We start from the raw sequence: 15,978 nt of genomic DNA, 5'->3' as shown, positions 1-15,978 counted from the left end.
TCTGCCGTTTAGTCTGTCACGACTCGATAACAAGGGTGATAAACACTGCCCGGCAATTTCATTCGGCCTTGCTCAACAAAAGCACGCAAGAGCACATCTAATTTGCGCATCATATCGCGCTCACCATGAATTTCAAATGGTCCATGCTGACGAATGGCACGGATGCCTTCATCTTTCACGTTACCCGCAACAATGGACGAAAATGCACGGCGCAAGTCAGCCGCCAGCGCCTGAGGTGCTTGGTCTTTGTGAAGATTCAAGTTCCGTACGCGCTCGTGAGTGGGTACAAACGGACGTTGGAAAGCTTCATCAATGTGCAGCGTCCAATTAAAGCTGTACGAGTCACCGGTTTCGCGACGGTATTCTTTGACTTCGCTGACACCTTGTTTCATGGCGGTCGCTACGGCAGCAGGGTCATCAATAATGATGCTGTAGAATTTCTGAGCTTCCGCACCTAAGGTATCCAGTACAAAAGCGTCGATAGCCTCAAAATAGCCACGGCTGGATTGTGGACCAGTTAAAATCAGCGGCAGTTTTTGTTTCGCATTATCTGGGTGCATTAAAATACCCAGAATATACAGCATTTCTTCCGCTGTTCCGGCACCGCCAGGAAAAATCACAATCCCGTGTGCACAGCGAACAAAGGCCTCTAAGCGTTTCTCGATGTCCGGCAGAATCACTAATTCATTGACGATTGGATTTGGCGGTTCTGCAGCAATAATACCCGGTTCGGTGAAACCTAAATAACGGCCATCAGCAATACGTTGTTTGGCGTGTCCAATGGTGGCACCTTTCATTGGGCCTTTCATAGCTCCAGGACCACAACCCGTGCAAATGTTGAGATGACGTAGCCCTAAGTGATAGCCCACTTCTTTGGTATATTTGTATTCAATTTCATTAATTGAATGACCACCCCAACAGACCACGATATTTGGGTCGAGATTGGGTTGAATGACCTGCGCATTGCGCAAGATATCGAATACGACATGCGTCAACGTATGGGTATCAGCAGAGTCCAACGTTTGTGCGTTATACCGCTCACCGGTGAAGAGAATGTCACGCAGTACGGCCTCGACGAGCTCTTGCATACCGACAATCAGCTTGCCATCGACAAAGGCTTCAGCCGGTGGATTGATCAGCTCTAATTGAACACCGCGCTCACATTTGAGGACATTGACGTCAAAGTCTTTGTATTTATCAAAAATTTCTTCACTGCTATCGGTGTTACTACCCGCATTCAAAACAGCTAAACAGCAATTGCGAAACAGACGATACAGCTGTTCATCACTGGATTGTTGCAGGCGCGAAATTTCAAGTTGCGACAGCAAACTCATACTGCCGCGGGGAGAGATAGTTATTTTCATTCTTTGTTCATATCCTTGTATTACTGCCGCACCAGTCTTTGTTGACGTGGTGCCGTTTCAAAATCTGAGCGGAACGGATTGATATCCAAACCGCCGCGTCGCGTGTAGCGGGCGTAGACGGTCAGCTGTTCAATTTGCAACTGTTGTTTCATGTCTACGAAAATTCGCTCCACGCATTGTTCATGGAATTCATTATGGTTTCGAAATGAGACTATGTACTGCAATAGCGCTGCATGGTCGACTTGACGGCCTCGATAGCGAATCAGGACCGATCCCCAATCGGGTTGATTAGTGATAAGACAATTCGACTTCAGGAGATGACTGTGCAACGTTTCCTCAACAATTGTGCCCGAATTTACCGAGCGCAGCAATTGCGGTTCGTAGTGATACTGCGTAATGGTGACATCGACTTGATCAATACAAAGTCCCGGCAAGTCGACAAACCCATCCGCACTGGCTGTTTTGAGACCAATCAATTGAACTTGAACGGTTGCGCCCGAGCAGTGCGACAGGTCCTGCTTGAGTTGATCTTGCACTTGCTGCCAAGACTCCCAGCGACTTTCATTAAAACTATTGAGATAAAGCTTAAAGCTTTTCGATTCTATGAGATTCGGACTCACAATAGGAACCTGACATTCAACAATAGCCACTTGTGGCACACCGCGTTGATTCAACCATGACATTTCATAGGCATTCCAATAATCCACACCCGTAAACGGCAATTGCTCAGCATTAAGGCCCAACGGCTCACGGTTGAGCTGTCGAGGTACCGCTTGCAGCAGCGTCGCATCGTATTGGTCTGGATACTGAGTCGGCTGTCCTAAAGACAAATGGCCGAGTGGGTTTGTCATGATATTCCTTAAATCGCACGAACGGTTGTTTGTTGGTTATTCAAATCAGGTTTGGAGCGTTTTATGCTAGGCTAAACGCAGCCGAATATTGTAACGGTGTCCGGAATGAGATGCTAGCTGATTTGGACATCGTCCACAGTACAGTAACCATAAGTAGTAACGAGGGAATTTACGATGTCGATCACGACTGCTCTTGATGCGTTAATAGACCGCTATGTCCGTTTCTACGCTGAACACAATAAACCGTTATTGGTGGAGCGCCAGGACGACTGGGATGCGCCTATTTACCGAGAGCCGTGGGACAATGATCCTGATTATGTGATTTGGCAGCCGGTTCAGCAGACCCATCCGCTGAATTTTAAAGATTTAGCCGCCGCATTAGAAATGCCATTTCAGTCAGATTTTGCGGACTACTATTCACGCTGGTTTGCCGGTGACCTAGCGGTGGATTGGAATCATCATCCACTGCAATTGTTACACATTCATTGTAGAGAAGATGGCGAACGATTATTAGCTAACTGTGCAGGCCATATTTTGATGAAGCGGCGATTGAAGCAGCCACCTACACTATTTATTGGACTCGCTGAAGAAGCTGACGACTTGCTGCTGACCGTTGACAATGAAACGGGGGTGGTTGGTTTGGAATGGGTCGGGCAGGGGCAACATGAAGTCTTAGCAGACTCACTCGAAGCGTTCATTCAGGAGGTAACACCGCGGTTGCAAAGCAGCGATGAAGAGGCATGAAAAGCCATCGCATTTTGGACACAAATCAGGCATTCTGAGACGACATAAAAACATCGGGACACACAATGACAACAATATCTCCCGCTGCGTTAGACACAGCACAACTTTCGTATTTAGTGGCAGAAGATTTGAAAATCGCTGCTTCACTGTTGTATCAAGCTTACTATGACGATCCTTTGTTCATGGAATTGTTCCAAGCGGACAAAGCTGATTATGAGAAGCGCCTGCGAGCCGCAATTCGTGAAGAACTCGCTGCATTTTGGGAAGCTGCGCAACCCATGGTTGGCGTGTTCGATGGTGAGAGTCTGGTGGGCGTGGCGTGTTTAACTCGGCCTGGGAAAAGTTTTGGTCCGGGGCGTTATTGGCATTGGCGCCTCAAAATGTTGTTGACGGCTGGTTATGTCTCAACCCGTCAATTACTTGAAAAAGAGGCGTTGATTCAAGCGGCAATGCCCGAGGAAGATTATCATATGCTGGCGTTTATCGCGGTTCATCCGCGCTATCAACAGCAAGGTTGGGGTGATGTTTTAGTGCGTGCAGCACGGCAACTGCTCGAAGAGGATCAAACCTCGGCTGGTATTGCGGTCTATATTACTCAGCCACACTATTTGCCATTGTTTGAGCAGCATGGTTATCGAAGAGTCACCTCGGTACAAGTAGGCTCTATACTAGGTGAATTGTTGTTTGCTGAGCGAGAATCAGCGACAACAGCAGCGAACAAGGAGAATACGCATGGCATTTAAGAACTTCGCAGAATTCTATCCCTATTACTTGGCTGAGCATTCGAACCCGCGCTGTCGGGCGTTACATTACATTGGTAGCACCTTGGTGTTACTGATTATTGCTAATGCGTTGTGGACGCAGAATTGGTGGTCATTGTTGTGGGTTCCGGTGGCCGGATACGGCTTTGCTTGGCTGGGTCACTTTGGCTTTGAACATAATAAGCCCGCGACATTTAAATATCCGGCCTACTCATTGGCTGCCGACTGGGTCATGTATAAAGATTTTTGGGTGCGCACATTCCGCCGGGTGCTGGGTTCGACCACGAGTTCTACTCAGTAGGGAGTCGATAGGGCGGTGTGGATACGCGTTGAAGACTCAGGTTTAACAGCGTGATCTCACCCTCATAACGGCTCTCACCATCACTCGAAAAGCCAAAATTATAGCGACTTTGCCAACCAAACCGCCGACCCCAGCGATGTGGTCGGCTTGCTTGCCAAGCTAAATCTAGAAATTGTAAACCCTCTTGCTTACAGTAGCGCCGGGCATGTTGCTGCGCTGCCTCCGCTTGACGCCGTCCCTGCCAAAACAAGTAGCCGCCAAAACATAAACCCAGTAATAAAATGACATCAGCGAGCATGAGCGACTCCGGCAATGAACGCCTGCCAAGCTGATTGTACGACGGTGGGCAGGTCATTGCGTTGTAACAACATCAGTAGATAGGGGCGGACGCTAGGTAAGCGCAATAAATCAGCCATTAAGGCAGCAAACAGCGGCTGTTGTTGTAGTTGCGCGAGAGCGTGAACATAGCGATATAAGCGCGACTGATCCGGCTGCTGAGACGAAGTTTGGTCAACCAGCGTTGACCAAAAACGTAATCCAATTAAAACCAGTTGGTCAGCATTAGGGTGCTGCAGAATATGATCAATCAGGGTTGCCGTAAGGGGCTGCTGTGATTGACTAGCAAGCGCGCGCAAGCGATGAATATATTCAACGCTGTATAATTCTGGTGCTGCTCGAGCGATCAAATCCTGAGTAAAAGCTTCAGCTAGTGCACTCGGTAACTCTTGATGCTCAAGTGCCTCGGCGAGTGCCTTTTGCAGTGCCGGAGGATAGTGACTGAAATGGTCTGCTATCGCCGTACTGGTCAGTGAATCTTGACTCAAGCGCGCAGCTACATCATGTAAACCTTGCAGACCTATGTTGTGCCACAGTTCTGGCTCGGCAGAACGTAATTGTTCTTGCGCGAGTTCAAAGTGAATAGACGGGTCCTGTTGATGACGCGCTGACAGCTGTGCATGAAGCGCGGCACGCTGCGTTTCAGATGGCGTGAACAAATAAGGAGATTGCTGCAGTTCTTGCTCTTGTTGTGGGTCTAATGCCCCTGTAATTTGTTGTCCCAACAATGTCAGCACACTGGCAACGAACGCTTGTTGAGCGGCTAAGCTGATCAAGCCTCGCTCATCGAGTGGAAATTTCAGAAACCAGAGGAAATGTTCTGCGGAGGCTTGCTGTGGATCCCAAAATTCGACTGCGAGCCAAGCGTGGTTTTGAAACGGATAGGGGTGTGCTTGTTGTTGCGCGCAGATCGATTGAAAGTCTGCCTCAGCAATGGCCTCAAGTCGGCGACCGCAATCGTAGACATGGTAGGCACTACCGCTCTGTTCCAGTAGGTCTGGGAGGAGTGAAAGATGGTCTGTTTGGCTCATTAGACTTGCAACATGGATGATTTTCTTGAAAGATGTGCGGCATTATAACGATTAACGGGTCGTGGAGGTAGTCATGGACCAGCGTCAACGTGCAGCTCGATTATTAGAGCGAATTGAAGCCGAGTTAAATAGCCTCGGGCTCTGGCAAAGTCATTTTCCACCACCACAAGCATTGGCGAGTGATCAGCCTTTTGCGATGGACACGCTCGATTTCCATCAGTGGATTCAATTTGTCATGGTACCACGCATGTGGGATCTGGTAGATGGTGAACACCCATTACCAGCAAATATTGCAGTGAGTCCGATGGCAACCCATGTTTATCGTGATCGACTTGAACATCACGAAGGACTGATCGACAGTTTACGTGAGTTCGATATTCTCCTCAGTGGCGCTGATCCCTTGGCCGAAGATTGTTAATCACAGTGTGAATGAATTTAGTATGAAGCCAGAACTCGAGGTTCTCTTTCATGACGAGCACCTGATCGCGATTGATAAACCCAGTGGCTTACTCGTTCATCGTAGTTGGTTAGCGCGAGAAGCAACGGAATTTGCGTTGCAGCGCGTTCGTGATCAAATTGGTCAGCGCGTGTATCCAGTCCATCGTTTGGATCGACCCACCTCTGGTATCTTACTGTTTGCAAAAGACTCCGAGACCGCACGATTACTCACCGAGCAATTTACGGAACGACTCGTGCAGAAGCGTTATCACGCGGTAGTGCGAGGGTACTTGGGCGATGGCGAACTGGATTATCCATTGCGAGAAGAACTCGATAAAATTGCCGATGCGCAAGCCGACCCAGATAAAAGCCCGCAAGCAGCGGTGACGCGATATCGTTGTGTACAACAAATCGAGTTACCGTTTGCAGTGAGTAAGAAGCACGCAACATCTCGGTATTCATTGATGGAAATCGAACCGCTTACCGGTCGTAAGCACCAAATTCGTCGGCATATGTCGCACCTGCGTCATCCAATTATTGGCGATACGAATCATGGTGATGGTCGGCACAATCGCTTCTTTCGCGAACATTTTTCAATTCAACGACTGTTATTAGCCGCAACGCAATTAAGCTTTCAGCACCCGCACAGCCAGGAATCGATTGTGATTACGCAACCGATTCCTACTGATTTTCTAAGGATATTTGACGCGACGAACTAATGTAACTCGCTAGTCAACGCTGCGAAGCAGGGCATTGATACCGACCTTTTCGCGAGTTTTTGCATCGACTTTTTTGACGATGATGGCGGCATACAGGCTGTATTTACCATCAGCCGAGGGCAGGTTTCCGGGTACCACCACAGCACCAGCAGGCACTCGTCCGTAGCTAATGGTACCGGTTTCACGATCGTAGATGCGCGTACTTTGCCCAATATAGACGCCCATGGAAATAACGGCACCGGTTTCGACAATCACGCCTTCAACAATTTCTGAGCGTGCGCCAATAAAGCAATTGTCTTCAATAATGGTTGGATTGGCTTGCAACGGCTCTAAGACGCCACCGATACCAACGCCACCTGACAAATGCACGTTTTTACCGATTTGGGCACAAGAGCCAACGGTCGCCCAGGTATCGACCATCGTTCCTTCATCAACAAACGCGCCGATATTGACGTACGAAGGCATCAACACAACGTTGCGGCCAATAAAAGCACCTTTGCGCACCATAGCTGGAGGGACAACACGCATCCCTTCGGCACGGAATTGCGCATCGTCGTAGCCCGCAAATTTGCTATCCACTTTATCGAAAAAGCGCGTTTCACCGCCATTCATCAAGTGGTTATCTTGGGTACGAAACGATAGCAACACAGCTTTCTTTAACCATTGATGAACATGCCATTCACCGTCAATTTTTTCAGCAACGCGACGCTCGCCGGAGTCAATGCTTTGAATGACCTCTTCAATGTCACTGCGAAGCTGGTTGCTGACCGTTTTCGGATTAATATCGGCACGGTTTTCAAAAGCGGTTTCAATACGTTGTTGTAAGTCAGTCATGACGTTTCCTTCTACTTCTTCAGGCGTCTTCAAGGGCAGCAATGATTTGCTGACGTAATTCGTTCTGCTGCTCAGCATCAAGTGCTTCGTGACGGCGGGTGGTGACAATAAATAAATCTTCGGCTTGTTCGCCGACCGTCGAAATTTTAGCGGTAAGAATGTTGAGATCCAATCGCTGCAACACGCGGGCAACGCGAGCGACCAATCCGGGGCGATCGAGCGCGACCAGTTCAAAGGCAGTGCGATGCTTGTTTTTAGTTGGCACAAACTCGATTTTGGTGGTGACGGTAAAACTGCGTAAGCGACGTGGCAGACGTCGTTGTACACTAGGTACCGGCTGTCGACTGCGCAGTACGTCGTGGAGCTGCTGTTTCAGCGATTCGATATGGCGCGCATCGGTCAATGGCTGTCCATTTTGCTGCAACATCACAAAAGTATCCATGACATAGCCGTCTCGTGTCGCCAAAATTTGCGCGTCGTGGATAGATAGATTTTGTCCCTCCAATACCGCCGCGATAGCAGCAAAGAGGTAATCTTGTTCGTGGTGATAAACAAACAGCTCGGTAGTGCCTTGATTGCTCTCATCACCGACCAGAATCAATGGCAGTTGTTCATCACTTTCCACTCTCGCAATGTATTGTGTATGCCACGCAATTTGCTCCGGCCGATGCCGTAAAAAGTAGTCTGCGGTAAACCGTCCCCAGAGCAATTCGATGGTGGTTGCGTCGTAGCCCGCACTCAGCAGTAAAGCCATGGCGTGCGCTTGATGCTCGTGGATGCGCTGTCGCATTTCGCGCGCTGCCGAAGGGGTATCGGTTTGTGCCGCTCGAGCAAAGTAAGCAGCGGTTGCATGGTACAAATTCTCTAGCAACGTTGCTTTCCAGTTATTCCATAAGGTGCTGTTGGTGGCTCTAATATCGGCGACGGTCAGGCAATAGAGGTAATTCAGTCGCTCCTGCGTTTGCACCGTTTCGGCAAATTCACGAACCACCTCAGGGTCATGGATGTCGCGTTTTTGTGCAGTAACTGACATAAATAAATGCTGGCGGACGAGCCAGGCGACCAATTCTGTCGCGTGCTCGGGTAAGCCATGCAACTCAGCAAAGTGACGCACATCTTGCTCACCCAACTCGCTATGGTCGCCGCCGCGGCCTTTGGCAATATCATGGAAGATGCCTGCAATGTAAAGCCATTCGGGATGGTCCATTGCAGTAACCAATTGCGAGCAAAGCGGAAAATCTTCGGCCTTGTCGGGTAACGTGTACCGATACAGATTGCGCACGAGACGGAAGGTATGCTCATCCACCGTGTAAGCATGAAATAGGTCAAATTGCATTTGTCCGACAATTTGTGCCCATTGCGGAAGGTAGTGCGCCAAAATACGATGCTCGTGCAGTAACTGAAACGCCAGACCACAGCCTTTCGGTAATGTCAGCAATTCGAGAAAGAGCTGGCGACATTGAGGTTGACTGCACAACGGTTGCTGCAACCGCTGCCGAGCGGAGCGCAGCAATCGAATAGTGTGAGCTTGAATGGTTTCAATCGCATCATCACGAGCAATATGTAAAAACAGTTGCAAGAACGCTTCGTCACGGTCAAATACACGATCATGTCGTGCCGCGATGCAGTTGTTATACGAGAAAAAGTTCGCATCTAAATTGCGTGTTGCCGTACTTTGATCGGCGCCTAAAATGGCCTGATCAAAAAATTGCAGGAGCATGGCGTTCAATTCGCGGACTGCTGCAACCGCATTAAAGTAATCTTTCATCAGGGCTTCGACAGCCGTTTTACCGGTATTGCCATAGCCCATACGTTGTGCAACACCCACTTGAAAATCGAACAAGAGTCGATCTTCTTTCTTTCCTGCTTCCAAATGAAGAGCGAACCGAATCCGCCATAGAAAGCGCTGCTGCTCCCGCAGTTCGAGCAACTCCGCTGCGGTGATAAAACCAAACTGCACCAAGCTCTCTTCGCTTTGTGTTTGAAAGTGTCGTTTGGCAATCCAGCCTATGGTTTGGATATCCCGCAGGCCACCGGGGCTGCTTTTGATATTCGGCTCTAAATTATACGAGGTCCCATGAAACTGCTGGTGGCGTTGTTGTTGTTCGTCTTGTTTGGCCTGATAGAAAGCCCGGCTGCTCCACGGAAACTGATGGAAGGTATCTTGTTGCAGTGCTATCGCTAATTCGGCATCACCACTAATGTAGCGTTGCTCTAATAGACTGGTTGCGACCGTAACTTCCGCTTCCGCTTGCTCGCGACAGTCGGCAAGGGTGCGTACGCTGTGTCCAACATCCAACCGTACATCCCATAAAAACTGAATAAAGGTGGCTATTTTTTCTTTGATGGCATTCGGCAAGGGGTGCTGATGAACAAAGAGTAAGTCGATGTCTGAGCCCGGGTGTAAAGTCCCTCTGCCGAAACCACCGACTGCTATTAATGCGAGGCCTTGATCGGGAAATTGGCACTGCTGCCAAAGTGTATGCAATAAACTATCAATGAACTCGCTTCGCGCCACCAGCAAGGATTCGATATCGGCAGTAATAAAAGCTTCTGCCGCCCATAGTTGTTGCGCTTCGAGCTGTTGCCGACTTTCCGCAATTGTTAGCGGTCGCTGCCACGAAGGCACGAAAGTCGAGTCCATCATTTACGCATCCGAATGCCGTATGACTCGCGGCAAATCTTCTTCGTCACGCAATGTCAGTACTTCCACGCCGTCTTCAGTAATGAGCAAAGTGTGTTCCCATTGCGCGCTCAGGCTGCGGTCTTTGGTGAGTACCGTCCACCCGTCCCGCATGAGTTTCGTGTGTCGTTTACCCGCATTCACCATGGGTTCGATGGTAAAACACATACCAGCTTCTAAGATATCCCCGGTACCTGCCGTACCGTAGTGCAGAATTTGTGGATCTTCGTGGAAAACTGCGCCAATGCCATGGCCACAATATTCGCGAACAATCGAATAACCGTGGCTTTCAGCATGCTGTTGAATCACTGCTGCAAAATCACCGGTTCGCACACCCGGCTTCAGCATCTTTATAGCCTGATACAGACTTTCTTGGGTCACGCGAATCAACCGCTCGGCAAGAATGCTGGGCTGACCGACCACAAACATTTTAGAGGTATCGCCATGATAGCCATCTAACTTGACCGTCACGTCAACATTCATGATATCGCCGTTTTTCAGAGGCTTTTCATTGGGGATACCATGGCAAACCACATGGTTTAACGAGGTACAAATTGACTTGGGGAAGCCATGATAGTTGAGCGGCGCAGGGTAGGCGCCCGCTGCAATGATGAAGTCGTGACAGATTTGGTCGAGTTCAGCGGTGGTCACGCCTGCTTGAATATGCGGTTCAATCATTTCGAGAACGCTGGCGGCGAGTTTACCTGCAGCGCGCATTTTCTCAATTTCGTCAGCTGTTTTAATAGTAATCGGCATGATTTTCGCTAAAACCCTTCATGATGTCTGCGTCAATTGAACAGAGTGCTACCCGAGATTGAATAGACTCCGGTAACATTAGAAAACGATAATTAAAAAGAGCGAACATTTTAGCAGCTTGCAGGCGTTGCGAAAAGCGCAAAAACAAGCACTTCTGCTTGCAGTTCGATTGGTTTTCATGGTATAAAGCGCCCGCAATTTCGATTGCAACATTTTGAACTTTAAAACACACACATACATCGACACATGGTTCGGGGTGCTTGGTTCAGCGTTGTAGGCTTAAAAAGTCTCACGTGAAATTGGGTCGAAGCATGGGATGTATGGAGGCATAACCCCTACATTAGGAAAAAAGATTATGGCAAACGTTTCTATGCGTGACATGCTGAAGGCCGGTGTGCACTTCGGTCACCAAACCCGTTTCTGGAACCCAAAAATGAAGCCTTTCATTTTCGGTGCACGAAACAAGATCCACATCATTAACCTCGAAAAAACTGTCCCTATGTTCAACGATTCGTTGAATTTCTTGCAACACGTTGCATCGAATAAAGGCAAAGTTTTATTCGTAGGTACCAAACGCGCTGCTTCTGAATCAGTTCAAGAAGCTGCTGTGAATTGTAAGCAGTTCTACGTCAATCACCGCTGGTTAGGTGGTATGTTGACGAACTGGAAAACAGTTCGCCAGTCAATCAAGCGTTTGAAAGAATTAGAAACTCAGAGCCAAGACGGCACCTTCGAAAAGCTGACCAAGAAAGAAGCTTTGGTCAACACTCGCGAAATGGCGAAGCTTGAGAAGAGCCTTGGTGGTATCAAGGATATGGCTGGTTTACCAGACGTATTGTTTGTTATCGACGCTGACCACGAACACATTGCGATTAAAGAAGCCAACAACCTTGGCATCCCAGTAATCGCTGTTGTCGATACCAACTCCAACCCAGACGGCGTTGACTATGTTATCCCTGGTAACGACGATGCAATTCGTGCAGTTCAGTTGTATTTGAATGCAGCTGCAAGCGCTATCAACGAAGCTCGTGGTCCAGCAATGGACAGCAAAGACGATTTCGTTGCAGCGGAAGAAACTGAGTAAGTCATCGAATTATAGAGGACAGACACATGGCAATTACAGCAGCTCTGGTTAAAGAACTGCGCGAGCGCACTGGCGCTGGCATGATGGATTGTAAAAAAGCACTGGAAGAAACTGCAGGCGATATCGACGCGGCAATCGAATTGATGCGTAAAAGCGGTCAAGCGAAAGCAGCGAAGAAAGCAGGTCGCGTAGCAGCTGAAGGTGTTATTTTAACCAAAACCGAAGGCAACACCGGTACTTTGGTTGAATTGAACTGTGAAACGGATTTCGTTGCACGTGACGAAAACTTCTTAGCTTTTGGTGAGAAAGTCATCAATGCTGCGTTTGCAAACAAAGAAGTGGACGTTGAAAAGTTAAAAGCAACTGACTTAGGCGGTGCTACCGTCGAAGAAACGCGCGAAACTTTAGTCGCGAAAATCGGTGAGAACATGAACGTGCGTCGTGTGATGACTGTCTCCGGTGGCGACATCGTAGAAAGTTATGTCCATGGCGGCCGTATTGGTGTTTTGGTTGTATTGACCAATGGCGACAGTGAGTTAGCAAAAGACGTTGCTATGCACGTTGCTGCAAGCGCACCACAGTTCGTGAAACCTGAAGACGTTTCTGCGGAAGTGGTTGATAATGAGCGTCGGATTCAGTTGGATATCGCAATGCAAAGCGGTAAGCCACAAGAAATCGCTGAGAAAATGGTTGAAGGTCGGATGCGTAAGTTCACAGGCGAGATCAGTTTGACTGGTCAAGCGTTTGTGAAAGATCCGAGCATCACTGTTGGTGATTTGCTGAAGTCGAAAGGCGCCGATGTCATCACTTTCGTTCGTTTCGAAGTCGGTGAAGGTATTGAGAAAAAAGCTGAAGATTTTGCTGCTGAAGTTCAAGCGCAAATGGCTGCAGCGAAAAAGGCTTAATGCCCATGTCGAAAACGTCGACATACAGTTAAAAGAAACCGCATCTTGCTCCGCAGGATGCGGTTTTTTTTCAGGTAAAATATGAGTAGCTAAGGACAACGGAGAAACACAATGAACGCCAGTAGCAAACCAGTTTATCGTCGCATCCTGTTAAAACTCAGTGGTGAAGCGCTGATGGGTGACGAGCCGTTTGGAATTGACGCCAAGGTGTTAGACCGCATGGCAGAAGAAATAAAGGAACTCGTTGAACTGGGTGTGCAAGTCGGTTTGGTGATTGGCGGTGGGAATCTGTTTCGCGGTGAAGGTCTTGCAAAAGCAGGCATGAATCGGGTTGTTGGCGACCATATGGGTATGTTGGCAACAGTGATGAATGGCTTGGCTATGCGGGACGCGTTACACCGTGCTTTTGTCAATGCTCGATTGATGTCGGCGATTGAATTGAATGGTGTTTGTGACAGTTATAATTGGGCTGATGCCATCAGTCTGTTAAAGTCTGGGCGAGTAGTGATCTTCTGTGCCGGTACGGGTAACCCGTTCTTTACGACAGATTCAGCGGCCTGTTTACGCGGTATCGAAATTGAAGCGGAATTAGTGTTAAAAGGCACCAAGGTCGATGGCGTGTATTCGGCAGATCCAAATCGTGACCCAGATGCACAACTCTATCATCAAATCAGTTATAATGAAGTCCTCGAAAAGCAGTTAAAGGTGATGGATTTGGCTGCATTCACATTGGCACGCGATCACAATTTGCCGATCCGCGTGTTCAATATGAATAAAACGGGTGTATTGCGCGCCATTATCATGGGTGAGAATGAAGGCACCTTGATTACCAATAGCGCTGAGTAAACCCAGAGCAACCAGTCGAGCTCAACCGAAAAGGGAACTATTGTGATTAACGAAATTAAACAAGATGCAAAATCGCGGATGGAAAAAAGCGTTGAGTCACTGCGTGCGCAGATGGCAAAAGTACGCACCGGACGTGCGCATCCGAGCTTGCTCGATAGCGTGATGGTCAATTATTACGGCACCGACACACCATTGCGTCAACTTGCCAATATTACCGTGGAAGATTCGCGGACTTTGGCACTGACGGTGTTTGACAAGTCGGCCAACCAAGCGGTTGAGAAAGCCATTATGACCTCTGATCTAGGATTGAATCCAGCTGCGGCTGGCAACGTGATTCGTGTGCCACTGCCCGCGTTGACCGAAGAACGTCGTCGTGACCTCGTGAAAGTGGTTCGCGCTGAGGCCGAACAAGGCCGTGTTGCGGTACGAAATATTCGTCGTGACGCAAATGCTGATTTAAAAGAACTTCAAAAAGAAAAAGAAATCTCAGAAGATGAAGAACGGCGCGCGACGGATGAAATTCAGAAATTAACCGATACCTATATTGGTAAAATTGATGAATTGTTGAGCGAAAAAGAAAAAGATCTGATGGAAGTCTAAGCCGAAAGGCGAACACTCCATTGGTACTGGACGCCGTGTCAGGTATACTCGCACGGCGTTTTTCATATACGGCAGAAGCAATGAGTACAAAGGAAGTGACACAAATTCGCATGCCACGGCATGTCGCAATTATCATGGATGGTAATGGCCGTTGGGCGGAGCAGCGCGATAAACGCCGTACTGCTGGACATAAAGCTGGAGCTGAGGCTGTCCGCAAGGCAGTCACGTTTGCACGGCAGAAAGGCATTGAAAGCCTCACGTTGTTCGCTTTTAGCAGCGAAAATTGGCAACGCCCTGAGCAAGAAGTATCCGTGCTTATGGAGCTATTTTTTAGTGTGTTACAACGTGAAGTGAAGAAGCTGCATAAACATGATGTGAAATTCTGCATTATTGGAGACATTTCAGCGTTTTCACCACGGTTGCAAGAACGCATCAAAATAGCAGAAGAACTAACAGCCAATAATCGCTCATTGACTTTGAATATTGCAGCTAACTATGGTGGCCGTTGGGATTTGACACAAGCCGCGCAGCGTTTGGCCAAACGTTGTGAAAGTGGCGACCTGCGAGCTGCGGACATTACCGAGAATATGCTGGCTGAGCAACTGTGTTTAGCCGGACAACCGACACCGGATCTGCTGATTCGAACCGGCGGTGAGCAGCGCATTAGTAATTTTTTATTGTGGCAATTAGCCTATGCAGAACTTTATTTTAGTAAAGTATTATGGCCAGATTTTGACGAACAAGAATTTGCAGTCGCGATAGCCGATTTTAGCTGTCGTGAAAGACGCTTTGGCATGACCAGCGCACAACTGCAACAGGCCATATTGGCTACCGATGTCACAACCGGGGACTAATTTGTTAAAACAACGACTATTAACAGCAATTGTACTTATTCCGCTGGCTTTATATGCGGTATTCGGTCTTGAACTTGAGTGGTTTGCGGCGGCAGTGTTGGTCTTGATGACGGCGGGTGCTTGGGAATGGTCGCCATTGATGGGACTCCGTCGGACACTGAGTAAAATTGCTTACACCGCGTCGGTTGCCATATTACTCGGTATATTGATGTATTTGGTTCCCTTGCATCACATCTGGGTCGCCGGTGAGTTGGCGCCAGTCATGTTGTGGGTCATTGTTGCCGGCTGCGTATGGTGGTTGATTGCCTTAGGGTTGGTGATTCAGTATCCCAATAGTCGCCGCTGGTGGTCAAAAACCCGCTCAATTGTGGGACTTTTTGGTTACTTGACCTTGATTCCCGCCTGGGCAGGGTTAGTCGCAGTACGCTCGCTAAATTATGCCGAAAATCCATTGTTTGGCGGTTTTGCGGTTCTCTTCATTTTGTTGTTGGTCTGGGCTGCAGATGTCGGCGCTTTTTTTGCGGGTGTTCGTTACGGCCGAAACAAATTGATGCCCTCGGTAAGCCCCGGCAAAACAATGGAAGGCCTTTGCGGTGGAATCACACTTGCGTTTGTGGTGATGATGGTTGTCGCGCATTGGGTCAAGATACCTGCAGAACAGTTTAGTGGTTACTACTTAACCGGGTTGTTGACCGTGGTTGCATCCGTGTTTGGCGACTTAAATGAAAGCATGTTTAAACGCTGCGCTGGCGTGAAAGACTCCGGTTCCTTGTTACCCGGCCATGGTGGTATTCTCGACAGAATTGATAGCCTCACGGCTGCGCTCCCCGTATTCACTCTGAGTTACCTGTGGTTATTGGCTTGAGTACTG

Annotated in this window: 18 protein-coding genes; 11 read left to right on the top strand and 7 right to left on the bottom strand. The window is 48.5% G+C overall.

The window, feature by feature from the left end:
• Nucleotides 1–8: 8 nt before the first annotated feature.
• Both ppnN and queF read right to left on the bottom strand, forming a co-directional pair.
• Entirely contained in the window at nucleotides 9–1,364 is a 1,356-nt protein-coding gene (gene ppnN / locus ACN0S4_RS00965) for a nucleotide 5'-monophosphate nucleosidase PpnN (RefSeq protein WP_417655884.1), read from the bottom strand.
• Between the two features lie 20 nt (nucleotides 1,365–1,384).
• On the bottom strand, nucleotides 1,385–2,215 hold the full coding sequence (gene queF, locus ACN0S4_RS00960; protein ID WP_417655883.1) for an NADPH-dependent 7-cyano-7-deazaguanine reductase QueF: 831 nt from the start codon (nucleotides 2,213–2,215) through the stop codon (nucleotides 1,385–1,387).
• A gap of 174 nt (nucleotides 2,216–2,389) precedes the next feature.
• On the opposite strand from queF, the gene syd reads away from it, so the two are divergent.
• From syd to ACN0S4_RS00945, 3 genes are all read left to right on the top strand, one after another.
• Nucleotides 2,390–2,959, top strand: a complete 570-nt coding sequence (syd, locus tag ACN0S4_RS00955; protein ID WP_417655882.1) for a SecY-interacting protein — start codon at nucleotides 2,390–2,392, stop codon at nucleotides 2,957–2,959.
• 65 nt (nucleotides 2,960–3,024) lie between these two features.
• A complete protein-coding gene (locus tag ACN0S4_RS00950; RefSeq protein ID WP_417655881.1) occupies nucleotides 3,025–3,702 on the top strand; it encodes a GNAT family N-acetyltransferase in 678 nt (225 codons plus the stop codon).
• Nucleotides 3,692–4,021: an Mpo1-like protein gene (locus ACN0S4_RS00945; protein ID WP_417655880.1), complete on the top strand. Its 330-nt coding sequence runs from the start codon at nucleotides 3,692–3,694 to the stop codon at nucleotides 4,019–4,021. Before ACN0S4_RS00950 ends, ACN0S4_RS00945 begins: the two co-directional genes overlap by 11 nt.
• Here ACN0S4_RS00945 and ACN0S4_RS00940 read toward each other — a convergent pair.
• Together ACN0S4_RS00940 and ACN0S4_RS00935 are read right to left on the bottom strand one after the other, a co-directional pair.
• A complete protein-coding gene (locus ACN0S4_RS00940) occupies nucleotides 4,011–4,319 on the bottom strand; it encodes a DUF3301 domain-containing protein (protein ID WP_417655879.1) in 309 nt (102 codons plus the stop codon). The two genes, ACN0S4_RS00945 and ACN0S4_RS00940, sit on opposite strands and share 11 nt — an antisense overlap.
• Nucleotides 4,309–5,388 carry a DUF3549 family protein gene (locus ACN0S4_RS00935; protein ID WP_417655878.1) on the bottom strand — a complete coding sequence of 360 codons (1,080 nt, stop codon included), beginning with the start codon at nucleotides 5,386–5,388 and terminating at the stop codon, nucleotides 4,309–4,311. The genes ACN0S4_RS00940 and ACN0S4_RS00935 overlap by 11 nt, the downstream gene beginning before the upstream one ends.
• A gap of 73 nt (nucleotides 5,389–5,461) precedes the next feature.
• Here ACN0S4_RS00935 and ACN0S4_RS00930 point away from each other — a divergent pair, with 73 nt between their 5' ends.
• Both ACN0S4_RS00930 and truC read left to right on the top strand, forming a co-directional pair.
• Nucleotides 5,462–5,806 carry a YqcC family protein gene (locus tag ACN0S4_RS00930; RefSeq protein WP_417655877.1) on the top strand — a complete coding sequence of 115 codons (345 nt, stop codon included), beginning with the start codon at nucleotides 5,462–5,464 and terminating at the stop codon, nucleotides 5,804–5,806.
• A gap of 22 nt (nucleotides 5,807–5,828) precedes the next feature.
• Nucleotides 5,829–6,545, top strand: coding sequence for a tRNA pseudouridine(65) synthase TruC (gene truC, locus ACN0S4_RS00925; RefSeq protein WP_417655876.1), 717 nt, complete (start codon nucleotides 5,829–5,831; stop codon nucleotides 6,543–6,545).
• Between the two features lie 9 nt (nucleotides 6,546–6,554).
• Here truC and dapD read toward each other — a convergent pair whose 3' ends face one another.
• Genes dapD through map form a run of 3 tightly spaced genes read right to left on the bottom strand, consistent with a single transcriptional unit; the run spans nucleotide 6,555 to nucleotide 10,818 of the window.
• On the bottom strand, nucleotides 6,555–7,379 hold the full coding sequence (dapD, locus tag ACN0S4_RS00920; RefSeq protein ID WP_417655875.1) for a 2,3,4,5-tetrahydropyridine-2,6-dicarboxylate N-succinyltransferase: 825 nt from the start codon (nucleotides 7,377–7,379) through the stop codon (nucleotides 6,555–6,557).
• A 19-nt stretch (nucleotides 7,380–7,398) separates the two neighbouring features.
• Nucleotides 7,399–10,026, bottom strand: a complete 2,628-nt coding sequence (gene glnD / locus ACN0S4_RS00915) for a [protein-PII] uridylyltransferase (protein WP_417655874.1) — start codon at nucleotides 10,024–10,026, stop codon at nucleotides 7,399–7,401.
• Nucleotides 10,027–10,818, bottom strand: a complete 792-nt coding sequence (map, locus tag ACN0S4_RS00910) for a type I methionyl aminopeptidase (protein ID WP_417655873.1) — start codon at nucleotides 10,816–10,818, stop codon at nucleotides 10,027–10,029.
• A gap of 355 nt (nucleotides 10,819–11,173) precedes the next feature.
• On the opposite strand from map, the gene rpsB reads away from it, so the two are divergent.
• From rpsB to ACN0S4_RS00880, 6 genes are all read left to right on the top strand, one after another.
• Entirely contained in the window at nucleotides 11,174–11,902 is a 729-nt protein-coding gene (gene rpsB, locus ACN0S4_RS00905) for a 30S ribosomal protein S2 (protein ID WP_417655872.1), read from the top strand.
• A 26-nt stretch (nucleotides 11,903–11,928) separates the two neighbouring features.
• A complete protein-coding gene (gene tsf / locus ACN0S4_RS00900) occupies nucleotides 11,929–12,807 on the top strand; it encodes a translation elongation factor Ts (protein WP_417655871.1) in 879 nt (292 codons plus the stop codon).
• Between the two features lie 111 nt (nucleotides 12,808–12,918).
• A complete protein-coding gene (gene pyrH / locus ACN0S4_RS00895; RefSeq protein ID WP_169929950.1) occupies nucleotides 12,919–13,653 on the top strand; it encodes a UMP kinase in 735 nt (244 codons plus the stop codon).
• A 78-nt stretch (nucleotides 13,654–13,731) separates the two neighbouring features.
• Complete coding sequence (gene frr / locus ACN0S4_RS00890) at nucleotides 13,732–14,253, top strand: ribosome recycling factor (protein ID WP_417656543.1); 522 nt, start codon at nucleotides 13,732–13,734, stop codon at nucleotides 14,251–14,253.
• An 80-nt stretch (nucleotides 14,254–14,333) separates the two neighbouring features.
• Nucleotides 14,334–15,107 (top strand): polyprenyl diphosphate synthase, encoded by a 774-nt coding sequence (gene uppS / locus ACN0S4_RS00885; protein WP_417655870.1) that lies wholly within the window; start codon nucleotides 14,334–14,336, stop codon nucleotides 15,105–15,107.
• A gap of 1 nt (nucleotide 15,108) precedes the next feature.
• Nucleotides 15,109–15,972 carry a phosphatidate cytidylyltransferase gene (locus ACN0S4_RS00880; protein WP_417655869.1) on the top strand — a complete coding sequence of 288 codons (864 nt, stop codon included), beginning with the start codon at nucleotides 15,109–15,111 and terminating at the stop codon, nucleotides 15,970–15,972.
• Nucleotides 15,973–15,978: the final 6 nt, after the last annotated feature.

The sequence above is a fragment of the Pseudidiomarina aestuarii genome (assembly GCF_048263735.1).
Taxonomy (GTDB): domain Bacteria; phylum Pseudomonadota; class Gammaproteobacteria; order Enterobacterales; family Alteromonadaceae; genus Pseudidiomarina; species Pseudidiomarina aestuarii_B.
This window is presented reverse-complemented; position numbering and strand designations above follow the sequence as displayed.

Bases quoted from the DNA above. Each gene is read 5' to 3' on its own strand.
- ppnN (WP_417655884.1), bottom strand. From the start codon at position 1,364: ATGAAAATAACTATCTCTCCCCGCGGCAGTATGAGTTTGCTGTCGCAA.
- queF (WP_417655883.1), bottom strand. From the start codon at position 2,215: ATGACAAACCCACTCGGCCATTTGTCTTTAGGACAGCCGACTCAGTAT.
- syd (WP_417655882.1), top strand. From the start codon at position 2,390: ATGTCGATCACGACTGCTCTTGATGCGTTAATAGACCGCTATGTCCGT.
- ACN0S4_RS00950 (WP_417655881.1), top strand. From the start codon at position 3,025: ATGACAACAATATCTCCCGCTGCGTTAGACACAGCACAACTTTCGTAT.
- ACN0S4_RS00945 (WP_417655880.1), top strand. From the start codon at position 3,692: ATGGCATTTAAGAACTTCGCAGAATTCTATCCCTATTACTTGGCTGAG.
- ACN0S4_RS00940 (WP_417655879.1), bottom strand. From the start codon at position 4,319: ATGCTCGCTGATGTCATTTTATTACTGGGTTTATGTTTTGGCGGCTAC.
- ACN0S4_RS00935 (WP_417655878.1), bottom strand. From the start codon at position 5,388: ATGAGCCAAACAGACCATCTTTCACTCCTCCCAGACCTACTGGAACAG.
- ACN0S4_RS00930 (WP_417655877.1), top strand. From the start codon at position 5,462: ATGGACCAGCGTCAACGTGCAGCTCGATTATTAGAGCGAATTGAAGCC.
- truC (WP_417655876.1), top strand. From the start codon at position 5,829: ATGAAGCCAGAACTCGAGGTTCTCTTTCATGACGAGCACCTGATCGCG.
- dapD (WP_417655875.1), bottom strand. From the start codon at position 7,379: ATGACTGACTTACAACAACGTATTGAAACCGCTTTTGAAAACCGTGCC.
- glnD (WP_417655874.1), bottom strand. From the start codon at position 10,026: ATGATGGACTCGACTTTCGTGCCTTCGTGGCAGCGACCGCTAACAATT.
- map (WP_417655873.1), bottom strand. From the start codon at position 10,818: ATGCCGATTACTATTAAAACAGCTGACGAAATTGAGAAAATGCGCGCT.
- rpsB (WP_417655872.1), top strand. From the start codon at position 11,174: ATGGCAAACGTTTCTATGCGTGACATGCTGAAGGCCGGTGTGCACTTC.
- tsf (WP_417655871.1), top strand. From the start codon at position 11,929: ATGGCAATTACAGCAGCTCTGGTTAAAGAACTGCGCGAGCGCACTGGC.
- pyrH (WP_169929950.1), top strand. From the start codon at position 12,919: ATGAACGCCAGTAGCAAACCAGTTTATCGTCGCATCCTGTTAAAACTC.
- frr (WP_417656543.1), top strand. From the start codon at position 13,732: ATGGAAAAAAGCGTTGAGTCACTGCGTGCGCAGATGGCAAAAGTACGC.
- uppS (WP_417655870.1), top strand. From the start codon at position 14,334: ATGAGTACAAAGGAAGTGACACAAATTCGCATGCCACGGCATGTCGCA.